The 23,638-nt window shown below is 60.4% G+C and carries 23 protein-coding genes; 18 read left to right on the plus strand and 5 right to left on the minus strand.

The window, feature by feature from the left end; all coding sequences use genetic code 11:
• Positions 1–34 precede the first annotated feature (34 nt).
• A complete protein-coding gene (locus AB3G35_RS09275) occupies positions 35–976 on the plus strand; it encodes a LysR family transcriptional regulator (protein WP_106117042.1) in 942 nt (313 codons plus the stop codon).
• Positions 977–1,170: 194 nt separating this feature from the next.
• Here AB3G35_RS09275 and AB3G35_RS09280 read toward each other — a convergent pair whose 3' ends face one another.
• Complete coding sequence (locus AB3G35_RS09280; protein WP_083369822.1) at positions 1,171–1,587, minus strand: PA2817 family protein; 417 nt, start codon at positions 1,585–1,587, stop codon at positions 1,171–1,173.
• Positions 1,588–1,650: 63 nt separating this feature from the next.
• Positions 1,651–4,098 (minus strand): acyl-CoA dehydrogenase, encoded by a 2,448-nt coding sequence (locus tag AB3G35_RS09285; RefSeq protein WP_369782552.1) that lies wholly within the window; start codon positions 4,096–4,098, stop codon positions 1,651–1,653.
• 152 nt (positions 4,099–4,250) lie between these two features.
• Here AB3G35_RS09285 and AB3G35_RS09290 point away from each other — a divergent pair, with 152 nt between their 5' ends.
• The 3 genes from AB3G35_RS09290 to AB3G35_RS09300 all read left to right on the plus strand — a co-directional run bounded on the left by AB3G35_RS09290 (position 4,251) and on the right by AB3G35_RS09300 (position 6,719).
• Positions 4,251–4,877, plus strand: coding sequence for a glutathione S-transferase (locus AB3G35_RS09290; RefSeq protein WP_324708164.1), 627 nt, complete (start codon positions 4,251–4,253; stop codon positions 4,875–4,877).
• Between the two features lie 133 nt (positions 4,878–5,010).
• Positions 5,011–5,943 (plus strand): ABC transporter ATP-binding protein, encoded by a 933-nt coding sequence (locus tag AB3G35_RS09295; RefSeq protein WP_016779931.1) that lies wholly within the window; start codon positions 5,011–5,013, stop codon positions 5,941–5,943.
• Entirely contained in the window at positions 5,940–6,719 is a 780-nt protein-coding gene (locus AB3G35_RS09300) for an ABC transporter permease (protein WP_016779932.1), read from the plus strand. The genes AB3G35_RS09295 and AB3G35_RS09300 overlap by 4 nt, the downstream gene beginning before the upstream one ends.
• Positions 6,720–6,763: 44 nt before the next feature.
• Here AB3G35_RS09300 and AB3G35_RS09305 read toward each other — a convergent pair whose 3' ends face one another.
• Positions 6,764–7,279 carry a DUF2062 domain-containing protein gene (locus tag AB3G35_RS09305; RefSeq protein ID WP_016779933.1) on the minus strand — a complete coding sequence of 172 codons (516 nt, stop codon included), beginning with the start codon at positions 7,277–7,279 and terminating at the stop codon, positions 6,764–6,766.
• 134 nt (positions 7,280–7,413) lie between these two features.
• Here AB3G35_RS09305 and AB3G35_RS09310 point away from each other — a divergent pair, with 134 nt between their 5' ends.
• From AB3G35_RS09310 to AB3G35_RS09345, 8 genes are read left to right on the plus strand one after another with little or no spacing between them, the layout of a single operon-like run.
• Entirely contained in the window at positions 7,414–9,630 is a 2,217-nt protein-coding gene (locus AB3G35_RS09310; RefSeq protein WP_369782554.1) for a DNA internalization-related competence protein ComEC/Rec2, read from the plus strand.
• 48 nt (positions 9,631–9,678) lie between these two features.
• Positions 9,679–10,314, plus strand: coding sequence for a MotA/TolQ/ExbB proton channel family protein (locus AB3G35_RS09315; RefSeq protein ID WP_029611293.1), 636 nt, complete (start codon positions 9,679–9,681; stop codon positions 10,312–10,314).
• Positions 10,311–10,739, plus strand: coding sequence for a biopolymer transporter ExbD (locus tag AB3G35_RS09320; protein WP_016779937.1), 429 nt, complete (start codon positions 10,311–10,313; stop codon positions 10,737–10,739). The genes AB3G35_RS09315 and AB3G35_RS09320 overlap by 4 nt, the downstream gene beginning before the upstream one ends.
• Positions 10,739–11,749: a tetraacyldisaccharide 4'-kinase gene (lpxK, locus tag AB3G35_RS09325; protein ID WP_095005484.1), complete on the plus strand. Its 1,011-nt coding sequence runs from the start codon at positions 10,739–10,741 to the stop codon at positions 11,747–11,749. The genes AB3G35_RS09320 and lpxK overlap by 1 nt, the downstream gene beginning before the upstream one ends.
• 21 nt (positions 11,750–11,770) lie before the next feature.
• On the plus strand, positions 11,771–11,956 hold the full coding sequence (locus AB3G35_RS09330; protein WP_086796064.1) for a Trm112 family protein: 186 nt from the start codon (positions 11,771–11,773) through the stop codon (positions 11,954–11,956).
• Positions 11,953–12,717 carry a 3-deoxy-manno-octulosonate cytidylyltransferase gene (gene kdsB / locus AB3G35_RS09335; protein WP_369782556.1) on the plus strand — a complete coding sequence of 255 codons (765 nt, stop codon included), beginning with the start codon at positions 11,953–11,955 and terminating at the stop codon, positions 12,715–12,717. The genes AB3G35_RS09330 and kdsB overlap by 4 nt, the downstream gene beginning before the upstream one ends.
• Positions 12,714–13,733: a UDP-N-acetylmuramate dehydrogenase gene (gene murB, locus AB3G35_RS09340; protein WP_369782557.1), complete on the plus strand. Its 1,020-nt coding sequence runs from the start codon at positions 12,714–12,716 to the stop codon at positions 13,731–13,733. Before kdsB ends, murB begins: the two co-directional genes overlap by 4 nt.
• A gap of 15 nt (positions 13,734–13,748) precedes the next feature.
• The gene (locus tag AB3G35_RS09345) at positions 13,749–14,360 is read left to right on the plus strand and encodes a hypothetical protein (protein ID WP_169844637.1); all 612 of its coding nucleotides are present in this window, start codon (positions 13,749–13,751) and stop codon (positions 14,358–14,360) included.
• 81 nt (positions 14,361–14,441) lie between these two features.
• On the opposite strand, the gene rne is transcribed toward AB3G35_RS09345, so the two are convergent.
• A complete protein-coding gene (gene rne / locus AB3G35_RS09350; RefSeq protein ID WP_169846341.1) occupies positions 14,442–17,705 on the minus strand; it encodes a ribonuclease E in 3,264 nt (1,087 codons plus the stop codon).
• A gap of 721 nt (positions 17,706–18,426) precedes the next feature.
• Here rne and rluC point away from each other — a divergent pair.
• Genes rluC through AB3G35_RS09365 form a run of 3 tightly spaced genes read left to right on the plus strand, consistent with a single transcriptional unit; the run spans position 18,427 to position 21,051 of the window.
• Positions 18,427–19,389 (plus strand): 23S rRNA pseudouridine(955/2504/2580) synthase RluC, encoded by a 963-nt coding sequence (gene rluC, locus AB3G35_RS09355; protein WP_016779944.1) that lies wholly within the window; start codon positions 18,427–18,429, stop codon positions 19,387–19,389.
• Positions 19,376–20,041 carry an HAD-IA family hydrolase gene (locus tag AB3G35_RS09360; RefSeq protein ID WP_016779945.1) on the plus strand — a complete coding sequence of 222 codons (666 nt, stop codon included), beginning with the start codon at positions 19,376–19,378 and terminating at the stop codon, positions 20,039–20,041. Before rluC ends, AB3G35_RS09360 begins: the two co-directional genes overlap by 14 nt.
• Positions 20,042–20,061: 20 nt before the next feature.
• Positions 20,062–21,051 (plus strand): S49 family peptidase, encoded by a 990-nt coding sequence (locus AB3G35_RS09365; RefSeq protein ID WP_016779946.1) that lies wholly within the window; start codon positions 20,062–20,064, stop codon positions 21,049–21,051.
• Between the two features lie 140 nt (positions 21,052–21,191).
• On the opposite strand, the gene AB3G35_RS09370 is transcribed toward AB3G35_RS09365, so the two are convergent.
• Entirely contained in the window at positions 21,192–21,770 is a 579-nt protein-coding gene (locus tag AB3G35_RS09370; protein ID WP_086796067.1) for a nucleoside triphosphate pyrophosphatase, read from the minus strand.
• 105 nt (positions 21,771–21,875) lie between these two features.
• Between AB3G35_RS09370 and AB3G35_RS09375 the strand changes: the two genes are divergently transcribed.
• From AB3G35_RS09375 to plsX, 3 genes are read left to right on the plus strand one after another with little or no spacing between them, the layout of a single operon-like run.
• Entirely contained in the window at positions 21,876–22,403 is a 528-nt protein-coding gene (locus AB3G35_RS09375; RefSeq protein ID WP_016779948.1) for a YceD family protein, read from the plus strand.
• 13 nt (positions 22,404–22,416) lie between these two features.
• Positions 22,417–22,599: a 50S ribosomal protein L32 gene (gene rpmF / locus AB3G35_RS09380; RefSeq protein WP_003442519.1), complete on the plus strand. Its 183-nt coding sequence runs from the start codon at positions 22,417–22,419 to the stop codon at positions 22,597–22,599.
• Positions 22,600–22,603: 4 nt separating this feature from the next.
• Complete coding sequence (gene plsX, locus AB3G35_RS09385; RefSeq protein WP_086796068.1) at positions 22,604–23,614, plus strand: phosphate acyltransferase PlsX; 1,011 nt, start codon at positions 22,604–22,606, stop codon at positions 23,612–23,614.
• The last annotated feature ends 24 nt before the right edge of the window (positions 23,615–23,638 follow it).

A 23,638-nucleotide genomic window follows, 5' to 3' on the forward strand; every position in this document is an offset into this window, starting at 1 on the left:
ATAATCCTCTCAACTATCAATGGACCTGTGCGCTGTGAGCATAAATCTGCCTGTGACGTTGCTGACTGAGATGGTGGTGTTTGTGAAGGTGGTCGAGGCCGGCAGCTTTTCCGCAGCTGCGCGCCAGCTGGGTAGCTCACCCTCGGCTGTGAGCCGCAGCATTGCCCGGCTGGAAAAGGCCCTGGCGATTCGCCTGTTGCAACGCACCACGCGCAAACTGCGCCTGAGCGATGCAGGTGAAGAAGTCTTCAGGCGTTGCCGCGAGATGGCGGGCGCGGCCCAGGCAGTGATGGACCTGAGCGGGCGATTCACCCGGGAAGCTGAAGGCTTGATTCGCGTCAGCGTGCCCAAGGCGGTGGGGCGCTATGTGATTCATCCGCATATGCCTGAATTCTTGCGTCGGTATCCCAAGGTCGATGTGCAATTGATTTTGGAAGACCGCTATGTCGACCTGATCGATGACAACGTTGACCTGAGCATTCGTATCACCGACGAACCGCCGCCGGGGCTGGTGGGGCGTGAACTGTTCCCGATCGAGCATTTGCTCTGTGCCACGCCGCAGTATCTGGCTGAGCAGGGGGTGCCGCAGCAGCCCGAGGACCTGCGCGCGCACAGTTGCATTGTGCTGGGGGAAACTCCGGCCGATGCGCGCTGGAAATTCAGGCAGGGGAGCAAATCGGTGACCGTGGGCGTGCGCGGGCGTTATGCGGCCAACCACACCGGGGTGCGACTGGACGCGGTGTTGCAGGATATCGGTATTGGCAGCTTGCCGTATTTCACTGCCCGGCAGGCGCTGGAAGAAGGGAGGGTGATTCAGGTGCTGCCCGAGTGGGATTTTATTGCGTCCTACCACGGCGGCGTATGGTTGCTTCAGACCCCGACGCGCTACCTGCAGCCCAAATTGCGGGTGTTTATCGACTTTCTGGTGGAGCGGCTGGCGCAGGAACCGACGCTGGGGATGTTGCGTAATCCGTAGCAGCTGCCGAAGGCTGCGTTCGGCGGCGCAGCCGTCGTAAAGTCAGACACTGCGGTGCGCCCGACAAACAAGGCTCTAAAAATTTGCGACGACTACGTCGCCGAACGCAGCCTTCGGCAGCTGCTACAGAGCTTTGTGTTTGCATAAAAAAGCCCGCCAGGCAAAACCGGGCGGGCTTTTGGGTCGGAGCGGTATCAGTGCTGCGGGCTGTCTTGGGTGGTCGGCAGCGCCATCAGTTGTTTTTCCTGATTCCAGTCGAACGGCTCATCGTTCAGTTCGGCTTCATGGCGGCGCTCTTCCAGAGCCTGGTACATGTCCAGTTCTTCATCCGAAAGGAAGTTGAAGCATGCACCGCCGAAGTACCACAGCAGGTCACGCGGCACCAGGTGGGCGATCTGTGGGTAGCGTTCGATCACCTGGCACATGATGTCCTGGCCCAGGTACTGGCTGTTGATCGGGTCAACCGGCAGCGAGCTGCGCATGTCGTCAAAACGCTCCAGGAACAGCGCGTGGCTTTCCTCGGGGATCTGCTCAGCGTCACCGACAGCAACCAGAATGCTGCGCAGAATGTCGAGCAACACTAGGTTGTGGTTCAGGTCATTGGTGGCCATTGCGGGTGTCCTCTTGGGCAAAACGGGCGCGAGAGTATAAAGCTCATCGCGCTCGCTGTCCTGCTATCGAATCTTTCCGTCTGTGTGGCTGAGTTCTTCCTTGCTGAAGTCATCCACGTCGATCACTTTGCGCCGTGCCGCTTCGGCATCGCGCAGGGTTTGAGCTTCGGCCGGTTGCAGGACGCCAGCCTGCAATGCGGCCTCGATGGCCGGTTCGCCCGCAGCCGGTTTGACCTGGCCGCTTTTCAGCGCTTCGTGGAGCTTTTTGTGCAGTGGTCGCGCCTCGGCCAGCAGGTCGCAGGCCTGTTGCAGGGCGCCTACGGCATCGTCTGCCGATTGCGGACGATAGCAACCGGCAAGTACTGCTTCGAGGGTCGGATCACCCTTGGCGCGGCCCAGTACGGCGGCCACTTCGGCATCCAGCCGGTCCGATGGCCCGGTATGACGACGGCCGAACGGGAACACCACGACCCGTAGCAGGCAGCCCAGGGTACGGTTGGGGAAGTTTTTCAGCAGTTCATCCAGAGCACGCTCGGCCTGGCCGAGACTTTCTTCCATGGCCCATTTGAACAGCGGGTCAAGGTGCGCAGGTGAGTCCAGGTCGTGATAGCGCTTGAGCGCGGCGCTGGCCAGGTACATATGGCTCAGTACGTCACCCAGGCGCGCCGACAGACGCTCACGGCGTTTGAGTTCGCCACCCAGCAGCATCATGCTCAGATCGGCCAGCAGGGCAAAGGCTGCGGCCTGACGGTTCAGGGCGCGGAAGTAACCCTGGCTCAAGGCGTTGCCAGGTGCATGCTCGAAACGCCCAAGACCCAGGTTCAGGACGAACGTGCTGGCCATGTTGCTGATCGCAAAACCGATGTGCTTGAGCAGCAGGTCGTCAAACTCGATCAGCGCCTGATCCTTGTCTTCACGGCTGGCGAGGGCCATTTCCTTGAGGACAAAAGGATGGCAGCGAATGGCGCCCTGGCCGAAGATCATCAGGTTGCGCGAGAGGATATTCGCGCCCTCCACGGTGATGAAGATCGGCGCACCTTGCCAGTTGCGGCCCAGGTAGTTGTTGGGCCCCATGATAATGCCCTTGCCGCCATGCACGTCCATTGCGTGGCTGATGCACTCGCGGCCGCGTTCGGTAAGGTGGTACTTGAGAATCGCCGACAGCACCGAGGGTTTTTCCCCCAGATCCACCGCGTTGGCGGTGAGCATGCGCGCGCTGTCCATCAGCCAGGCATTGCCGCCGATACGTGCCAGTGCCTCCTGAATGCCTTCGAAGGCCGCCAGTGGCACATTGAACTGTTCGCGCACCTGAGCATACTGGCCGGTCACCAGGCTGGTGAACTTGGCGGCGCCGGTGCCTACTGCAGGCAAGGAAATCGAACGCCCGACAGACAGGCAGTTCATCAGCATCATCCAGCCCTTGCCGAGCATCTCCTGGCCGCCGATCAGGTAGTCGAGCGGGATAAACACGTCTTTGCCCGAGTTCGGGCCGTTCATAAAGGCTGCGCCCAGTGGCAGGTGGCGACGGCCGATCTCGACGCCGGGGGTGTCGGTGGGGATCAACGCCAGGCTGATGCCCAGGTCTTCGTTGTCACCCAGCAGGTGGTCCGGGTCATGGGCCTTGAACGCCAGCCCCAGCAGGGTGGCGACAGGGCCGAGGGTGATGTAGCGCTTTTCCCAGTTCAGGCGCAGGCCAAGTACTTCTTCGCCTTGCCACTGGCCCTTGCAGATAATCCCGGTATCGGGCATTGCGCCGGCATCGGAGCCGGCCAGCGGCCCGGTCAAGGCAAAGCAGGGGATGTCATCGCCACGGGCCAAACGGGGCAGATAGTGGTCGCGTTGTTCGTCGGTGCCGTAGTGCAGCAGCAATTCTGCCGGGCCGAGGGAGTTGGGCACCATCACGGTAGAGGCAAGGTCGCCGCTGCGGGTGGCCAGTTTCATCGCGACCTGGGAGTGGGCGTAGGCCGAGAAACCCTTGCCGCCGTAGGCCTTGGGGATGATCAGGGCGAAGAAACCATGTTCCTTGATATGCGCCCAGGCTTGTGGCGGCAAATCCATCGCCTGGCCGATTTCCCAGTCGCTGACCATCGCGCACAGTTCTTCGGTGGGGCCATCGATAAAGGCCTGCTCTTCTTCGGTCAGGTGGACCTTGGGGTAAGCCAGCAGCTGATTCCAGTCGGGGCGGCCGCTGAACAGCTGGCCATCCCACCAGACCGTGCCGGCATCGATTGCATCGCGTTCGGTGTGCGACATCGGTGGCAGGGTCTTTTGAAACCAGCTGAACAGTGGCGCAGTGAACAGTTTGCGCCGCAGCTCAGGCAACAGCAGCAGGGCGGTGGGCGCGGCCAGCAGTAGCCAGAGGATTGCCAGCAGCCAGCCGGGGACATGGCCGATGACCCCCATCGCCAGCAGATAAACCGCCGTCACGGCAATGATCGTCAGCGGGGCGATGCGCCGGTGAGCCATATAGGCGAGGCCAACAATCAGAACCAGTATCCACAGCAACAGCATATTCAATCCTCCATGAAACCTAGGGGCAGGCACCCTTGTGAGCTTAGTCGCAACTTTCGCCAAGGGTTACAAGGATAGTGACCTTGTGTTGCAGACGGAGTTCGACAACCCGGCGTAGACTGCCCCGGCGTCTATCAATCAGGAGCCAGATCATGCTGAAAGTGTGGGGTCGCAAGAATTCGTCAAACGTGCGCAAGGCGTTGTGGTGTGTTGAAGAGCTGGCGTTGCCGTATAGCCGCGTAGAAGCGGGAGGCGCCTTTGGGGTGGTCAACAGCCCGGAGTATCGGGCGTTGAACCCTAATGGCCAGGTGCCTGTGATTGAAGAGGACGACGGCTTCGTGCTGTGGGAATCAAACACTATCGTGCGTTACCTCACTGCCAGATACGGTTCGGATACGTCCTGGTACCCGACCGATGCCCGTGTACGGGCGCAGGCAGACAAGTGGATGGACTGGACCAGTACCTCCTTTGCCGGGGTGTTTCGCACCGTCTTCTGGGGTGTCTTGCGTACATCTGCCGAGCAGCAGGACTGGGTGGCAATCAATGCTGCGATCAAGGCCAGCGGCGAATTGCTGGCCATTGCCGATCGGGCGCTGGCGGAAAAACCCTACTTGTCCGGTGATGAAATCGGCATGGGTGATATCCCCCTGGGATCCTTTATTTACGCCTGGTTTGAAATGCCCATCGAACGCCCGCCCCTGCCGCATTTGAGTGCCTGGTATGAGCGCCTGAAGCAGCGTCCGGCTTACCGAAATGCAGTAATGACCGCGTTGACTTAATAGCCACTATTAATACGGGCGACTGTACTTGTGCGGCGAGGCCAAGCACCATAGGTCCTTGTCGGACTTGCCCTAGAGGCAGTTCGCCCCTATTTACACCTCTTCTTTCCCCCATCTTGGTGCGTAATCCGATATGAGTTCCGCTCTGTCCATACGGCAGCTAACCAAAACCTACGGCAACGGTTTCCAGGCCCTGAGTGGTATCGATCTGGATGTAGCCGAAGGTGACTTTTTTGCCTTGCTGGGCCCTAACGGCGCCGGCAAATCCACCACCATCGGTATTCTCTCGACCCTGGTCAACAAGACCAGCGGCACGGTGAATATCTTTGGCCATGACCTTGATACCAACCCGGCAGCCCTCAAGCGCTCGATTGGCGTGGTACCGCAGGAATTCAACTTTAACCAGTTTGAAAAGACCTTCGATATCGTCGTCACCCAGGCGGGGTACTACGGCATCCCGGCGAAAATTGCCAAGGAACGTGCCGAAAAGTACCTGACGCAGCTGGGGCTTTGGGACAAGCGCGATACGCCTTCGCGTTCGTTGTCAGGGGGCATGAAGCGTCGCCTGATGATTGCCCGTGCCCTGGTGCACGAGCCGCGCCTGCTGATTCTCGACGAGCCGACTGCCGGTGTCGACATTGAGCTGCGCCGCTCGATGTGGACCTTCCTCACCGGGCTGAACGAGCAGGGCACCACCATCATTCTCACCACCCATTATCTGGAAGAGGCCGAGCAGCTGTGCCGCAATATCGGCATCATCGATCACGGCACCATTGTGGAAAACACCAGCATGCGCCAGTTGCTTGGCCAGCTGCATGTCGAGACCTTCCTGCTCGACTTGAAGCACCCGTTGCAGACTGCCCCGCAGTTGATCGGTTATCCCAGTCAGTTGCTCGATGCCACAACCCTGGAAGTGCAAGTGGACAAGGTGGTGGGCATTACCGGCCTGTTCACTCAACTGGCCGCGCAAAACATCGAAGTGGTGAGCCTGCGCAACAAAACCAATCGCCTTGAGGAGTTGTTCGTGTCGTTGGTCGAGAAAAATCTGGCAAAGGTGGCGGTATGAGCTCGGAGCTGCGTCCCAACCTGGTTGCGTTGAACACCATTATTTACCGTGAAGTTCGCCGCTTTATGCGGATCTGGCCGCAAACGCTGCTGCCGCCTGCGATCACCATGGTCTTGTACTTTGTGATCTTCGGTAACCTGATCGGTCGGCAAATCGGCGATATGGGTGGTTTCACCTATATGGAGTACATCGTGCCGGGCTTGATCATGATGTCGGTGATCACCAACTCCTACGGCAACGTGGTATCGAGCTTCTTTGGTGCCAAGTTCCAGCGTTCGATCGAAGAGCTGATGGTGTCCCCGGTCTCGCCGCATACCATCCTGATCGGTTTTACCGTGGGCGGGATTTTGCGTGGCTTGATCGTGGGCCTGATCGTGACCCTGCTGTCGCTGTTCTTTACCCACTTGCAGGTGCATCACCTGGGCCTGACCATTGTGGTGGTGGTACTGACCGCGACGATCTTCTCGCTGCTGGGGTTTATCAACGCCGTTTTTGCGCGCAACTTCGATGATATTTCGATTATCCCGACCTTTGTGCTGACGCCGCTGACCTACCTGGGCGGGGTGTTCTACTCGATCACGCTGTTGCCGCCGTTCTGGCAGAGCGTGTCGCTGGCCAACCCGGTGCTGCATATGGTCAACGCCTTTCGCTACGGCATCCTCGGGGTTTCGGACATCAAGATCAGCGTAGCGCTGACCTTTATGGTGGTGGCGACCATCGTCCTGTACTTTGGCTGCGCCAGGCTGCTGGTCAGCGGGCGCGGGATGCGCCAGTAGTCACGATACCCGTTGCATGAAAAGGCCCCGACAAGGGGCCTTTTTCATGGGTGCCGGTTTTTCCGGGCCTTCCATTTATGGCTGACCCACCAGCGCCAGTAGAGCATGGTCAGGCAATAGGCCAATGCGCCAAGCACCACGCCGCAAACCACCGAGCCCAACAGGAATGGCTGCCATACCGTAGACAGCTGGCCGCTGATCCATTCCCAGGTCAGCTCGTCGGGCAGGGTGCGTGCAGGTACGTTCATCAGCCAGGCGCCGAGCTGGTAGGTGCAATAAAACACCGGCGGCATGGTGATGGGGTTGGTCAGCCATACCAGGCCCACGGATATCGGCATATTGCTGCGCACGTTTATCGCCAGAAAGGCCGCCAGCAGCATTTGAAAGGGCATGGGGATAAAGGCCGCGAAAATGCCTACAGCCATCGCCCGCGCCACCGAGTGACGATTGAGGTGCCAGAGGTTCGGGTCGTGGAGCAAGGTGCCCAAAAATCGTAAGGACTTGTGTTCCCTGATAAGGGCCGGATCTGGCATGAAACGTTTGATCAAACGCCTTGGCATGGGCCTCTCCCTGGGGCAAGGGGGCAGTATGCCCAAATTCGACAGGATGCCTATTCAGACTTTGTGACATTTTTTTAATCGCAGAACGCCTGAGACCAACTAATCCGAGTCAAAAGGGTTAGTTGAGTATAGGCATGTACACAGGGATGTTGGCGCTGGCAGCGGGCCTGATGACGCTGCGCTTTTTACCGGTTTTACCGTCTGTCGGGTGGTTGCTGCTGATGCTGGTGGCGGGGCTGTTGCTGTTGGCCTGCAGGGCCTGGCCGCTGGGGCTTTTTGTGCTTGGGTTGAGCTGGGCCTGCGTGCAGGGGCAAAGGGCGCTGGATGATCGTCTGGCGGATTCATTCGACGGGCGTACCCTCTGGGTTGAGGGGCGTGTTATCGGGTTGCCGCAGCAGTCCGGCAAGTCCGTTCGTTTTGAGTTGCAAGGGGCAAAGTCGCGGCACGGCGCGCTGCCCGCGACCATCAGGCTGAGCTGGTATGGCGGGCCCTCCGTGAACAGCGGCGAGCGCTGGCGGCTGGCGGTCAAACTCAAGAAGCCCAAGGGCTTGCTCAACCCTCAGGGGTTTGATTTTGAAGCCTGGTTACTGGCGCAGCGCATCGGAGCCACCGGCACGGTCAAGCAGGGGCAACTGCAGCAAGCCGCCAGCCACGCCTGGCGTGACGGCTTGCGCCAACGCCTGTCAGGGGTTGATGCCCAAGGCCGGGGCGCCTGGCTGGCAGCGCTGGTCCTGGGTGACGGGTCGGGCCTGAGCCGGGATGACTGGGCGCTGCTGCAGGCGACCGGCACGGTGCATTTGCTGGTGATCTCGGGGCAGCATATCGGCCTGTTTGCCGGCTTGATCTACGGGTTGGTCGCCCTGCTGGCGCGTTATGGGCTGTGGCCGGGCTTTTTGCCGTGGCTGCCCTGGGCGTGTGCCCTGGCGTTTATCGGCGCCACAGGCTATGGCCTGCTGGCCGGCTTTGAAGTGCCAGTACAGCGGGCATGCGCGATGCTCGGTCTGGTGCTGGCATGGCGTTTGTGGTTTCGCCAGCTGGGGGTGTGGCTGCCTTTTTTGCTGGCGCTCAATGCGGTGTTGATCATCGAACCGCTGGCGAGTTTGCGGGCGGGGTTGTGGTTGTCATTCGGTGCCGTGGCGGTGCTGCTTTTCACCTTCAGCGGCCGTTTGGGGGCGTGGGGGTGGCGGGCCATGTGGCTGCGCCCTCAGGGCCTGATAGCCCTGGGCTTGTTCCCGGTGCTGTGGATCCTCGATTTGCCCATCAGCCTGACCGGGCCGCTGGCCAATCTGCTGGCGGTGCCCTGGATCAGCCTGGCGGTGTTGCCCACGGCACTGCTGGGGACCTTGCTGCTGCCTGTGCTCTGGCTGGGGGAAAACCTGCTGTGGTTATCGGGTGGCCTGATTGATGTGCTGGTGCAGGGGTTGAGTCTGCTGGCCGATGTGTTCAAGCCTTGGTTGCCCGCATCGGTGCCGGTTTACCTTTGGTTGTTGAGTGTTGGTGGAGTGCTGATCCTGTTGTTGCCAGCGGGGTTGGTGTTGCGGCCGTTGGGCTGGCCGCTGGTGCTGCTGGCGCTGTTCGCGCCCCGGGAGCCAATCCCCCACGGTCAGGTCGAGGTGCTGCAGCTGGATGTCGGCCAGGGCCTGGCCATTGCTTTGCGTACCCGCAATCACACGCTGTTGTATGACGCTGGCCCCAAGTTCGGCGATCTGGATCAGGGGGAGCGGGTGGTGGTGCCGGTTTTGCGCTCTCTGGGCGTTGGTGCGCTGGATTTGATGCTGCTCAGCCATGCTGACGCCGATCATGCGGGTGGCGCGCTGGCAGTGCAGCGCGCGATCAACGTGGCGCGGGTGGTCAGCGGTGATGTACCTGGGCTGGCGCCGCAGTTGCGGGCGCAACCCTGTGTCAGTGGCCACAGCTGGGAGTGGGACGGGGTGCGGTTTGCACTCTGGCAGTGGGCGGGGGCGAGCGACAGTAATCAAAAGTCCTGCGTGCTACAGGTGCAGGCCGGCGATGAACGGTTGCTGCTGACCGGGGATATCGACGCCAGGGCCGAGCGTGAGTTGCTGAAAAGCCCGTTGGCCGTGCCCACCCGTTGGTTGCAGGCCCCGCACCACGGCAGCAAGACTTCGTCGTCGATGGTGTTTCTCAAGGCGCTGGCGCCTGAAATCGTGCTGATATCCCGGGGGCATGGTAATAGCTTCGGTCATCCCCATCCGCAGGTGATGGCCCGGTATCAGGCGCTGGGGGTGCAGGTACTGGACAGCGCCGAGCAGGGTGCGGTGAAATTTCGTCTCGGGGTGTCGGGCAAGGCTGAAAGCATGCGTGACCAACGCCGCTTCTGGCGCGATTGACGCTGCCCCTGTGGTAGAGTGGCGCACTTTTTCGAGGGGATTGTCACTGTGTGGGAACTGGTCAAATCCGGCGGCTGGATGATGCTGCCGATCATTCTGAGCTCTGTTGCCGCGCTGGGCATTATTGTCGAGCGCCTGTGGACCCTGCGTGCCAGTCGCGTGACCCCGGAGCATCTGCTCGGCCAGGTCTGGGTCTGGATCAAAGACAAACAGATGGACAAGGAAAAACTCAAGCAGCTGCGCGCCGACTCCCCCCTGGGGGAGATTCTCGCTGCCGGCCTGGCCAACTCCCGTCATGGTCGCGAGATCATGAAGGAGTGCATCGAAGAAGCCGCCGCGCGGGTCATTCACGAGCTTGAGCGCTACCTCAATACCCTGGGCACCATCGCGGCAATGGCGCCGTTGCTGGGCCTGCTGGGCACCGTGCTGGGCATGATCGATATTTTCAGTTCGTTCATGGGCTCGGGCATGACCACCAATGCTGCCATCCTGGCGGGCGGTATTTCCAAGGCGCTGATCACCACGGCTGCAGGCCTGATGGTGGGTATCCCGGCGGTATTCTTCCATCGTTTCCTGCAGCGTCGCGTTGACGACTTGGTGGTCGGCATGGAGCAGGAAGCAATCAAGCTGGTGGAAGTGGTGCAGGGCGACCGTGAAGTCGACATGGTCGGGAGCAAAGCGTGAAATTTCGCCGCAAGCCACGGGAAACGGTCGATATCAACCTCGCGTCATTGATTGACGTGGTGTTTATCCTGTTGCTGTTTTTTGTCGTGACCACCACGTTTACCCGCGAAACCCAGTTGCGCGTCGATCTGCCCGAGGCCGTGAGCGGCTCGCCCAACGACGAGCAGAACGGCAAGCAGCTGGATATCGCCATCAGCGCGGACGGGGTATTTTCGCTGAATAACCAGCTGTTGCCCAAGAATGACCTGGCCAGCCTGATGGACGCCTTGCAAAAAGAGTCCGGCGGCGATACTCGCTTGCCCCTGTCCATCAGCGCCGATGGCAAAACGCAACATCAGGCGGTCATCACCGCGATGGACGCAGCCGGCAAACTGGGCTTCACGCATTTGCGCATGACCACCGTTGAAGCGCAGACGACGCCCTGATGGCCATGTCCGATCGGTTACTGCGCGCCTGGTACAGCGGGCACCCGCTGCTGACCCTGTTGCGACCGCTTGAGTGCCTCTATCGACGGGTCGTGGAGCGCAAGCGCGCACGTTTTGTTGCCGGTGAGGGCCAGATCTACCGCCCACCGGTGCCGTTGGTGGTTGTGGGCAATATCACGGTCGGCGGCACTGGCAAGACGCCTTTGATCCTGTGGCTGATCGAGCATTGCCAGCGCAAGGGGCTGCGAGTGGGTGTGGTCAGTCGTGGTTATGGCGCGACCCCGCCTCAATTGCCGTGGCGCGTACGCGCCGAGCAAAGCGCCGCGCAGGCAGGGGATGAACCCTTGCTGATCGTGCAGCGCACCGGTGTGCCGTTGATGATCGACCCCGACCGTAGCCGGGCAGTCAAGGCGTTGCTGGCCAGCGAGGCGCTGGACCTGATCCTGTCCGATGACGGTATGCAGCATTACCGTCTGGCGCGGGACCTGGAACTGGTGCTGATCGACAATGCCAGGGGCCTGGGCAATGGCCGCTGCCTGCCGGCGGGGCCGCTGCGCGAACCGAAGGAGCGTCTGCAGAGTGTTGACGCGGTGTTGTATAACGGCGCTGTCAGCGACCCGCAGGGCGGTTTTGCCTTTGCGTTGCAACCCACTGCACTGGTCAATCTGCTGAGCGGGGAGCGCAAGGCGCTGGACTTTTTTCCTGCGCAGCAGGCCCTGCATGCGGTCGCCGGTATCGGCAACCCCCAGCGTTTCTTCACCACCCTTGAAACGCTACACTGGCGGCCAATTGCCCATGCTTTTGCCGATCACGCGCCCTATAGCGCCGACATATTGAATTTCTCGCCGGCATTGCCAGTGGTCATGACCGAAAAAGACGCGGTGAAGTGCCGCGACTTTGCGTCGCCCGACTGGTGGTATCTGGCTGTTGACGCAGTGCCTTCCCAGGCCTTTGTACTGTGGTTTGACCAACAATTGCTGCGTCTTTTACCTGATCGTCTTTTACCCTAACTCATCTCAAGGGGAACATTTATGGACACCAAGCTGCTCGATATCCTCGCCTGCCCTGTTTGCAAAGGCCCGCTCAAGCTCAGCGCCGATAAAACCGAACTGATCAGCAAGGGTGCAGGCCTGGCTTACCCGATCCGTGATGGCATCCCGGTAATGCTCGAAACCGAGGCCCGCACCCTCACCGCCGAAGAGCGTCTGGATAAATGATCCCGGTTTTTACCGTCGTTATCCCGTCGCGCTTCGCCTCGACCCGTTTGCCGGGCAAGCCGTTGCAGATGATCGCCGGCAAGCCGATGGTCCAGCATGTCTGGGAGCAGGCCTGTAAAAGCAGCGCACAGCGGGTGGTAGTTGCCACCGACGATGTGCGTATTGTCGAGGCCTGCAAGGCGTTCGGCGCCGAGGTGCTGCTGACCCGTGCCGACCACGAATCGGGCACCGATCGCCTGGCCGAAGTGGCCACGCAACTGGGCCTGGCCAGCGATGCCATCGTGGTCAACGTGCAGGGCGACGAGCCCATGATTCCGCCACAGGTGATAGATCAGGTTGCCGTCAACCTGGCGGCCCACAGTGAAGCAAGCATGGCGACCCTGGCCGAGCCGATCGACGACGTTGAGACCCTGTTCAACCCCAATGTGGTCAAGGTGGTCAGTGACATCAACGGGCTGGCGCTGACCTTCAGCCGCGCTACATTGCCCTGGGCGCGGGATGACTTCGCCCGGCAACCGGATGCACTGCCAGCGGGCGTGCCTTACCGTCGACATATCGGTATCTACGCTTATCGTGCAGGCTTCCTGCATGATTTCGTCAGTTGGGGCCCTTGCTGGCTGGAAAACACCGAACGCCTTGAGCAGCTTCGAGCGCTGTGGCACGGCGTACGTATTCATGTGGCTGACGTGCTTGAAGCCCCGCCTGCCGGTGTGGATACCGCAGAAGACCTTGAGCGCGTGCGGCGGTTGCTGGAGTCATGAGTCTGGACATGCAGGTCAATGCCTCGCTCAAGCCGTTCAACAGCTTTGGCGTGGATGTAAAGGCGAGCCTGTTGGCGCAGGCGCACAACGATGATGATGTGCGTCAGGCCTTGCTGTGCGCCGAGGAGCAAAAATTACCGCTGCTGGTGATTGGCGGGGGCAGCAACCTGCTGTTGACCGGCGATGTGCCAGCGCTGGTTTTGCGCATGGCCAGTCGCGGTATCCGCTTGCTGGAAGATGACGGCGAGCAGGTGGTGGTCGAAGCCGAGGCCGGGGAAGTCTGGCATGCCTTTGTGTTGTGGACCCTGGAGCAGGGGTTGTCGGGGCTGGAAAACCTCAGCCTGATCCCTGGCACCGTGGGCGCTGCGCCGATGCAAAATATCGGAGCCTACGGGGTTGAGATCAAGGACGTCTTTGCAGGCCTGACGGCGCTCGACCGGCACACGGGCGAGCTGCGCGAGTTCAGCCTGGCCGAGTGCAACTTTGCCTATCGTGACAGCCTGTTCAAGCAGCAGGCCGGGCGCTGGTTGATCTTGCGGGTGCGCTTTGCCCTGAGCCGGGCCATGCACTTGCATCTGGAGTATGGGCCGGTGCGCCAGCGCCTGGCCGAACAGGGCATTGAACAACCCACGGCCAGTGATGTGAGCCGCGCCATCTGCAGTATCCGCAGCGAAAAACTGCCGGACCCTGCGGTGCTGGGTAATGCTGGCAGCTTCTTCAAGAATCCATTGGTGTCGGCTGTGCTGGCTGCTGAGTTGCAACTGGCCCATCCTGGCCTGATCGGCTATCCGCAAGCGGATGGCCAGGTAAAGCTGGCCGCGGGCTGGTTGATCGAAGCTGCGGGCTGGAAGGGCTTTCGCGAGGCCGATGCCGGAGTGCATCGCTTGCAGTCGCTGGTGCTGGTCAACTATGGGTCGGCCACCGGTCTGCAGTTGTTGGCCCTGGCGCAACGCATTCAGGCGGATATCGAGCAGCGCTTTGCGGTGCAGCTGGAGATGGAGCCCAACCTGTATTAGTGGTCTGGACAATCAATGAAGCCTATACCGGCAGCGGCGCTGGCGTTGGCCCTGGTGACGTTGACCGGGTGTGTCACTGCTCCGCCCAAAGATCAAAACAACCTGTGCAGCATTTATCGCCAATACCCGGCCTGGTACAAGGACTCGGTCGCGATGCAGGAGCGCTGGGGCACCCCTGTGCATGTTGCGATGGCAATCATGAAGCAGGAAAGCAGCTTCGTCGCCGACGCGCTGCCGCCTCGCGCTTATCTTCTGTGGGTCATTCCGTGGGGCAGGGTCAGCCCGTCTTACGGTTATGCGCAGGCCCAGCCCCCCGCGTGGCGTGACTTTGAAGCCAGCATGGGCAGTTCCGGCTCGCGCGACAATTTCGCGGACGCCATCATGTTTATCGGTTGGTACACCGCCGGAACCCAGCGGCAATTGGGGATCTCCAAGTGGGATGCCTACAACCAGTACCTGGCATATCACGAGGGCAGGGGGGGATACAGTCGCAATACCTATCGCGCCAAGCCCTGGTTGATGCAGGTGGCGCGCAAGGTCGAGCAACAGTCCAAAACCTATGGTGCGCAGCTTGGCCAGTGTCGTGGCGAGCTGGAGAAGGGGCGCCGCTCGTTCTGGCCATTCTGATTGCCCACAAGCCATTACTTGGGAGAATAAAAAAAGCCCCGCCAGTTCAGAACTGGCGGGGCTTTTTATTGGCCTTTGGAATTAGGCGAGGGGTTTATCCTCGTGCTCCTTTTCCTGGGCTACGCCTTCGTGCGCAGTTGCCTGGGCGGCAGCTGCCGCTGCAGCAGCGGCCTCTTCACGCTTGCGACGACGGACTTCACGCGGGTCGTTAGGTGCACGACCATTGCTTGGGGCGCTGACCGCCGGGGCGGCAACCACGACCTCAACCACTTCAGTTGCCACAACAGCTTCGACTGGAGCCGGCTCTGCGGCAACCACCGCTTCAACCACGGCTTCGACGGCGACGACTGCAGGTGCGGCCGGTTCTTCGACAGCCACGCGCTCTGCGGCGGCTTCAGCAACGGCAGGCTCTGCAACGGGCTCGCGTACTACGCGGGCTTCGCGGGCAGGCTGTGGTGCCTTCTCGATCACCGCAGTCTCGACCACAGGTGCTTGCACCTCGGTTTCGACTACAGGCTCTGGTGCTGCTGCAACTGGTTCGGCAGCGGCCTGAACTTCAGGCTGTGCTTGCTGATCCGGAGCTACTTCAACTTCAGGTGCCTTGACCGCTTCGATCGGTGTCACGGCTTCCACGACAGGGGCTTCAACAACCGGCGTTTCAACAACCGGTGCTTCAACGGCGGGTGCCTGGGCAGCGACTGCTTCTACCGTGGTTGCTTCTTCAGCAGCGGCTTCAACAGCCGGCGCCTGGGCAGCAGCTGCTTCAACAACCAGCACTTCCTTGTCGGCTTCAACAACCGCTACGGTTTCAGCCGGGGCCGATTCCTGGGCTGCTTCGGTGGCGCGTTCTGCCTGCTGGTGCGCCTGGGCTTCAGCTGGAGCGCTGATGGCCTGGGTGGCAACCACTTCAGTCACGGCTACAGCGGCGGCGACTTCAGGTGCATTGGCAGGAGCGTTTTGGGCAGTGCCTTCTTCGCTGTTCTCTTCCGAGCCTTCAATCACATTGCCGTTGGCGTCACGCTGACGTTCACGACGGTTGCTGCGACGACGCTGGCCGCGGGAGCGACGACGTGGGCGATCGCCTTCGGCGTTGTCCTGGGTCTCGTCCTGGGACTGCTCTTCAGCGGTCAGCACTTCTTCGTCTTCAGCAGCGGCGACAACCTGCTCTTCGCGTGGTGCGCGTTCTTCGCGAGGGGCGCGCGGCTGGCGTTCTTCACGCGGTGGGCGTGGTGCGCGCTCTTCAGCTACGGCTGCGGTGGCAGCGGCAACAGCAGGTGCTGCATCCAGAGGTTCGCGCAGTTCACGTACGCGTTCTTCGCGTTCGCCGCGAGGCTTGCGGTCTTCACGCGGTGCGCGTGGTGCACGCTCTTCACGAGGTGGGCGCGGTGCGCGCTCTTCGCGAGGTGCCTGGGCAACCACCGGGGTTTCTTCGCGGACAGTACGCTCTTCACGAGGTTCGCGGGCAGCACGTTCTTCACGTGGAGCACGCTCTTCGCGCGGTTTGCGTTCTTCGTCACGGCGACCGTTGCGGTTACGGCTTTGCTGACGGCCGTTGCGACGCTCTTCGTTGCGCGCAGGGCGCTCAGGGGTTGCCGGCTTCTCGACTACGGTCGGAGCAGCAGGCTCTTCCTTGGAGGCGAACAGGCTGACCAGCGACTTGACCAGGCCCTTGAACAGGCTTGGCTCGGCGATGGTGGCAGCAGGTGCAGGAGCGACCGGTGCAGCAGCGGCTTCGGTTGGGACCGGTGCCGAAGTGCGTGGCGGAGCAGTCTTGACCGCGGCTTCCTGGCGAACCAGGGTGCGGGTAGCTGCAGCCGGTTGAACTTCTTCCACTTCAGCAGCAGCGGCAGCGATTTCATAGCTGGACTGGTTGGTGTGGGCTTCCGGGCTGTCATCACGCAGACGCTGAACTTCGAAATGCGGCGTTTCGAGGTGATCGTTCGGCAGGATGACGATGCGGGCACGGGTGCGCAGTTCGATCTTGGTGATCGAGTTGCGTTTTTCGTTGAGCAGGAACGCTGCAACCGGGATCGGCACCTGGGCGCGGACTTCGGCAGTGCGGTCTTTCAGGGCTTCTTCTTCGATCAGGCGCAGGATCGCCAGCGACAGCGATTCAACATCACGGATGATGCCGGTACCGTTGCAGCGCGGGCAAACGATGCCGCTGCTCTCGCCCAGGGATGGACGCAGGCGCTGACGGGACATTTCCAGCAGGCCGAAGCGCGAGATACGACCCACTTGTACGCGGGCACGGTCGGCTTCCAGGCATTCGCGGACTTTTTCTTCCACGGCGCGCTGGTTCTTGGCCGGTGTCATGTCGATGAAGTCGATGACGATCAGGCCGCCGATGTCGCGCAGGCGCAACTGACGGGCGATTTCTTCTGCCGCTTCAAGGTTGGTCTGCAGGGCGGTTTCTTCGATATCGCTGCCTTTGGTGGCGCGCGCCGAGTTGATGTCGATGGACACCAGGGCTTCGGTCGGGTCGATAACGATGGAGCCGCCGGAAGGCAGTTCAACGACGCGCTGGAAGGCGGTCTCGATCTGGCTTTCGATCTGGAAACGATTGAACAGCGGAACGCTGTCTTCGTAGAGTTTGATCTTGCTGGCGTACTGCGGCATCACCTGGCGGATGAAGGTCAGGGCTTCGTCCTGGGCTTCAACGCTGTCGATCAGCACTTCGCCGATGTCCTGGCGCAGGTAATCGCGGATGGCGCGGATGATCACGTTGCTTTCCTGGTAGATCAGGAATGGCGCGGCGCGATCCAGCGAGGCTTCTTTAATGGCGGTCCACAGCTGCAGCAGGTAGTCGAGGTCCCACTGCATTTCTTCGCTGCTGCGGCCAAGGCCGGCAGTGCGCACGATCAGGCCCATGTCGGCAGGAGCGATCAGGCCGTTCAGCGCTTCACGCAGTTCGTTGCGCTCTTCGCCTTCGATGCGACGGGAGATGCCGCCGGCACGCGGGTTGTTCGGCATCAGGACCAGGTAGCGGCCCGCCAGGCTGATAAACGTGGTCAGGGCTGCGCCCTTGTTGCCGCGTTCTTCTTTTTCGACCTGCACGATAACTTCCTGGCCTTCGCTCAGGACGTCCTTGATGTTGACGCGGCCTTCAGGGGCTTTCTTGAAGTACTCGCGGGAGATTTCCTTGAGGGGCAGGAAGCCGTGGCGCTCGGAGCCGAAATCGACAAAGGCAGCCTCAAGGCTTGGTTCGATGCGAGTAATACGGCCTTTGTAGATATTGGCTTTCTTCTGCTCGCGAGCACCCGACTCGATGTCCAGGTCGTAGAGGCGTTGGCCATCTACCAGTGCAACGCGCAACTCTTCAGGTTGAGTTGCGTTAATCAGCATTCTTTTCATGTTGTACCGTCGGTTTCCGGGCTACCGGAAACGGCGTTCGGCACACACGACTTCTCATGGTCGGTGTCAGGTGCGTCAGGAGTTGTTGGCCACTCCTGTGTACAACGAGGTTCGACCCTTGGGGGCGAAGTCGCGACTTACGCTTCCTGCTTGCTGTGGTGCTAAAGCACCTCTTAAGCAAAAGTCTGGTCAGGAGGAGGAATCAACCGGCGGCTGTGGACGAGATGAAGCGTCTTGATAAAGCCTATTGCTACACAGTCCGGCGGTTGTGCATCTCCACCCTACACGTATCCCTGATAATTCGGGTGCTGCCGCGCGCAGAATCCGCAGCGGGTTGGCATTTACCGTGTTCTCCAAAAGGGGAGTTCACGCATCATGGCTAATAAAGGCGTTGTTTCCGAAGCATTCGCTCGAAATTCCCGAGGCTGACTGCACTTTGTGAACTGGCCGTGAATATCGGCGTAAAAGGCGAGTTTGCACTCTGCTTTCCAGGCTCGCTTCAGGCCTCATGTCACCTGCGCTTGTTACAACTCCAGGTCTTGCGTATCCAGCAAAAGCCCCGTAGGACGGCCTCGCGTCCTGATCAAGAGCGTTGGTCAGGGCCGGTTGTTCACCGTTAATCCGCTGTCCAGGCCGCTTTTGGCGGCGTTCGCGACTATAGCAGCAATGATTAAGTGCTTCAATTCCATAAAAAATTGTTATCATTCGCGGCATGACGACGACTACCCCCCCGACCCCCAGCGTCCAGCTGCTTGAGGTCTCGCCGGAATATGCCGGCCAACGCATCGACAACTTTCTTCTTGCTCGGCTCAAGGGCGTTCCCAAGACCTTGATTTACCGCATTTTGCGTAAAGGCGAAGTGCGCGTGAACAAGGGCCGGATCAAGCCCGAGTACAAGCTGCAGGCTGGCGATATCGTGCGCGTGCCGCCGGTTCGCGTGCCTGAGCGTGACGAGCCGGTGCCGGTGGCGCAAGGTTTGCTGCTGCGTCTTGAGGCGGCGATTGTCTATGAAGACAAAGCGCTGATTGTATTGAACAAGCCCGCGGGTATCGCCGTGCATGGCGGCAGCGGCCTGACCTTTGGCGTGATTGAAGCCTTTCGTCAGATGCGCCCGGACGCCAAGGAACTGGAACTGGTTCACCGCCTCGACCGTGACACGTCCGGCCTGCTGATGATCGCGAAAAAACGCAGCATGTTGCGTCACCTGCACGAAGCCCTGCGTGGCGATGGTATCGACAAGCGCTATATGGCCCTGGTGCGCGGCAACTGGGCGGCCTCCATCAAGCAGGTGCGTGCGCCGCTGATGAAGAGCAACTTGCGTTCGGGTGAGCGCATGGTTGAAGTCAACGAAGACGAAGGCAAAGAGTCGGTGACCGTGTTCAAGGTGCTGCGCCGCTTCGGCGACTTTGCCACCATGGTCGAAGCGCGGCCGATTACCGGGCGTACCCACCAGATCCGCGTGCATACCCTGCATGCCGGGCATTGCATTGCCGGCGACAGCAAGTACGGCGATGAAGGGTTCTCCAAGGAGATCCGCGACCTGGGCGGCAAGCGTCTGTTTCTGCATGCCTATATGCTGACCGTGCCGATGCCCGATGGCACTGAAATGAAATTCCAGGCCCCGGTTGATGAAATGTGGGCCAAAACCGTGGAGCGTCTGAGTGCCCCTTACTGAGTACAAGCTGCTCATTTTTGACTGGGATGGCACGCTGGCCGATTCCATTGGTCGGATTGTCACGGCGATGCAGGGCGCGGCGCAGCGTGCGGGGCGCCCTGAGCGTGATGCGCCTGCTGTAAAAGGGATTATCGGCTTGGGGTTGCCCGAGGCGATCCTGACCCTTTACCCCGACATGACGCCTGAAGAGGTCATTGCCTTCCGTCAGCACTATGCCGACCTCTATATCGCTATGGATGCCGAGCCCTCGCCGTTGTTTGCGGGGGTGCGGGAATCGCTGGAAGCCTTCCGTGCCCAGGGCTATCGTCTGGCGGTGGCCACGGGCAAGGCGCGTCGCGGCCTTGATCGTGTGCTCAAGGCTCACGGCTGGGAGGACTTCTTTGATATCACCCGTGCCGCAGACGAGACCGCTAGCAAGCCCGACCCGTTGATGCTTAATCAGATCCTGGCTCATTGTGCTGTGCGCCCGGAGCAGGCGTTGATGGTGGGGGATGCGTCCTTTGATTTGCTGATGGCACGCAATGCGGGTATCGACTCGGTTGCGGTAGGCTATGGTGCTCAATCAATGGAGCGCTTGCTGACGTTCGAGCCCCGGTTGGCGATTGACAGTTTTCCCGAGTTGCGTGCCTGGCTTGAGCGTCAGGCTAATTAAGATCTTTGCTGGGGTAATGCATGGTCGATCAATGGAAAGCGCCCTCTGCGGCTGAAAACACTGTTGGTGATGATAAAAGCTGGCGGTTGCTGGAAAAAACCTTGTTGGCAGGTATTCAGGAACAGCGCCGCTCGCGACGCTGGGGTATTTTCTTCAAGGTCTTGATGTTCTGCTACCTGATTGCGGTGTTGTTGCTGTTCACTCCGCTGGTGAGCATGGAGCGCAGCGCGGTCGGCGGCTCCAGCTATACCGCGCTGATCGATGTGCGCGGGCCGATTGCCGATAAAGAGCCGGCCAGTGCCGACAATCTGGTCACCAGCCTGCAGGCAGCGTTTGACGACCCGCGGGTCAAGGGCGTGGTGCTGCGCATCAACAGCCCGGGCGGCAGCCCTGTGCAGTCGGGTTATGTCTACGATGAGATCCGTCGTCTGCGCGGCTTGCATCCCGATACCAAGGTGTATGCGGTGATTTCCGATCTGGGCGCTTCCGGGGCTTACTACATTGCCAGTGCCGCTGACGAAATCTACGCCGACAAGGCCAGCCTCGTCGGGTCGATTGGTGTGACGGCGGCAGGTTTCGGCTTTGTCGGTGCGATGGACAAGCTGGGGATCCAGCGTCGTGCCTATACCTCGGGTGACCACAAGGCGTTCCTGGATCCTTTTGAGCCGGAGAAGCCGGACGAGACCAAGTTCTGGCAGGGCGTGTTGAATGTGACGCACCAGCAGTTTATTGACAGCGTCAAGCAGGGGCGTGGTGATCGCCTGAAAGACAAGGAGCACCCGGAGCTGTTCTCGGGCCTGGTCTGGACTGGTCAGCAGGCACTGCCGTTGGGCTTGATCGACGGGCTGGGCAATACCAGTTCGGTGGCGCGTGACGTGATCGGTGCCAAGGAGCTGGTGGATTTCACGGTGCAGGAATCGGCGTTCGATCGCTTCTCGAAAAAGCTCGGTGCCAGCGTGGCTGAGCAATTGGCCATGTGGATGGGCTTTCAGGGGCCGACGCTGCGCTGATTACTTTGTTGTTGTGGGAGCTGGCTTGCCTGCGATGCGGTCTGTCAGATGCACCGTGTTGATGCCATCGCGAGCAAGCCCGCTCCCACAGGCATGTTGCAAACAAAAAACCGGCATGGCGATGCCGGTTTTTTTGTGGGTCAGGGAATCTCGACGCCCTCAGCAAGCAGCATATCCACCAGGCGGATCAGTGGCAGGCCGACCAGGCTGGTGGCATCATCGCCTTCAGTGCGCTGGAACAGGCTCACACCAAGCCCTTCGGCTTTAAAGCTGCCTGCGCAGTCGTAGGGTTGCTCGGCGCGCAGGTAGCGCTCGATCTGCTCTGCGCTCAGGCTGCGCATATGCACGGTAAATGGCACGCAGTCGGTCTGATAATGGCCGGTCTGGCTGTTGAGCAGGGTCAGGCCCGTCAGGAAGCTGACGCTGGCGCCACTTGCCCTGGTCAGTTGCTGGTGTGCTTTTTCGTGGGTGTGGGGTTTGCCGATGATCTGTCCGTCGAGAACGGCGACCTGATCCGAGCCGATAATCAGATGATCCGGATGGCGGGCGGCGAGTGCGCGGGCTTTTTCCAGTGACAGGCGCTTGACCAGTTCGGTGGCAGTTTCGCCTTGATGGTGGCTTTCGTCGATATCCGGCGAGCTGCAAGTGAAGGGCAGGCGCAGGCGAGACAATAAATCACGGCGATAAACCGAGCTTGAAGCGAGTAATAAAGGTAGCATGCGCGACTCCTGTAGGCAGTTGACGATTCTAATGCTCGTACGCAATGTCGCACAGACACAATTTCCTTTGACACGTGAAGGGGTCCTCCCTAGAATGCTGCGCCTATGTTGAATGACCCGATTCCACCTCACGTTGACCCGCGCAAATTGGCTGATCGTGGCACTACCCTTCAAGGTGAAGTGTTGCTGGCTGATTTGGAGAGACTCTGCGATCCGCTTTCCGACGATGTTGGAACGGTCCAGGCTAAATTTGTTTTTGAGCGCGACGAACGTAGATCTGTGGTAATACACAGCTCCATTGACGTCGAGGTCAAGATGGTTTGCCAGCGTTGTCTTGAGCTGGTCACCCTGCCGATCCACAGCGAATGCAGTTATGCCGTGGTGAAAGAGGGTGCGAATACCCAGTCGTTACCGAAAGGTTATGACGTGCTGGAACTGGGCGAAGATCCATTGGATCTGCATGCACTGATCGAGGAGGAGCTTTTGCTCGCCTTGCCCATTGTGCCTGCTCATCATCCGGAAGAATGCCAGCAGCCGGCGGGTCTCGATGAGCCCGAACCAGGCGAGGACGAGGTAACGCGGTCCAACCCGTTCAGTGTATTGGCGCAGTTAAAGCGTGACCCAAACGTTTAGGAGTTAATCAATTATGGCTGTTCAGCAGAACAAAAAATCCCGCTCTGCCCGTGACATGCGTCGTTCGCACGATGCTCTTTCGGCTAGCACTCTGTCTGTAGAAAAAACCACCGGTGAAATTCACCTGCGTCACCACGTATCGCCAGAAGGCGTATACCGTGGTCGTAAAGTGATCGACAAGGGCGCTGACGAGTAATCACTTGTCCGCTCAGGTCATCGCGATCGACGCAATGGGCGGGGACTTCGGTCCCCGCAGCATTGTTCAGGCCTGTATTGCCTGCCTGTCTGCTACTCCCTCGCTGCATCTGACCCTCGTCGGTCAACCCTCCATACTTGAATCCCTGATTGCCGGCCATTCGGCTGTGGATCGCTCGCGCCTGTCGATTGCTCCCGCTTCTGAAGTGATTGCCATGAATGAGCGGCCGTCCCATGCCTTGCGCAGCAAGCCGGACTCGTCCATGCGCGTTGCTCTGGAGTTGCTCCGTGATGGCAAGGTGCAAGCTTGTGTCAGTTCCGGCAACACCGGTGCGCTGATGGCCTTGTCCCGGCATGTGCTCAAGACCTTGCCGGGTATCGACCGTCCGGCGATGGTGGCGGCGGTGCCGACCCAGACCGGCTACTGTCAGTTGCTGGACCTTGGGGCGAATGTTGATTGCACGGCCAGCCAGTTGTTCCAGTTTGCGGTGATGGGCTCGGTGGCCGCGCAGGCGCTGGGCGTGCCCCGTCCGCGGGTTGCCTTGCTCAACGTCGGCACCGAGGACGTCAAGGGCAACCAGCAGGTCAAGGAGGCGGCGGCGTTGTTGCAGGCGGCACCAGGGCTGCATTACATCGGCTTTGTCGAGGGTGACGGGGTGTATCGCGGTGAGGCCGATGTGGTGGTGTGCGACGGATTTGTCGGCAATATCATGCTCAAGTCCAGCGAAGGCCTGGCGACCATGATTTCGAGCCGGCTTGAAGCGGTGTTCCGGCGCAACCTGTTCAGTCGCTGCGTAGGTATGCTGGCATTGCCGTTGATGCGGCGCCTGCAGGCCGATCTGGCACCGGCGCGGCACAACGGCGCGAGTTTTCTCGGTTTGCAGGGCATTGTGGTCAAGAGTCACGGTTCGGCAGGTGCTCAGGGCTTTCAAAGTGCAATTGAACGCGCACTGATTGAAATCCATGAAGACCTGCCAAAGCGTTTGTATGGGCGCCTTGAAGGGTTGTTGCCGTAGGCGTTTTGCCGGGTGGATGCTTAA

The sequence above is a fragment of the Pseudomonas sp. WC2401 genome (assembly GCF_041200115.1).
GTDB lineage: Bacteria > Pseudomonadota > Gammaproteobacteria > Pseudomonadales > Pseudomonadaceae > Aquipseudomonas > Aquipseudomonas fragi.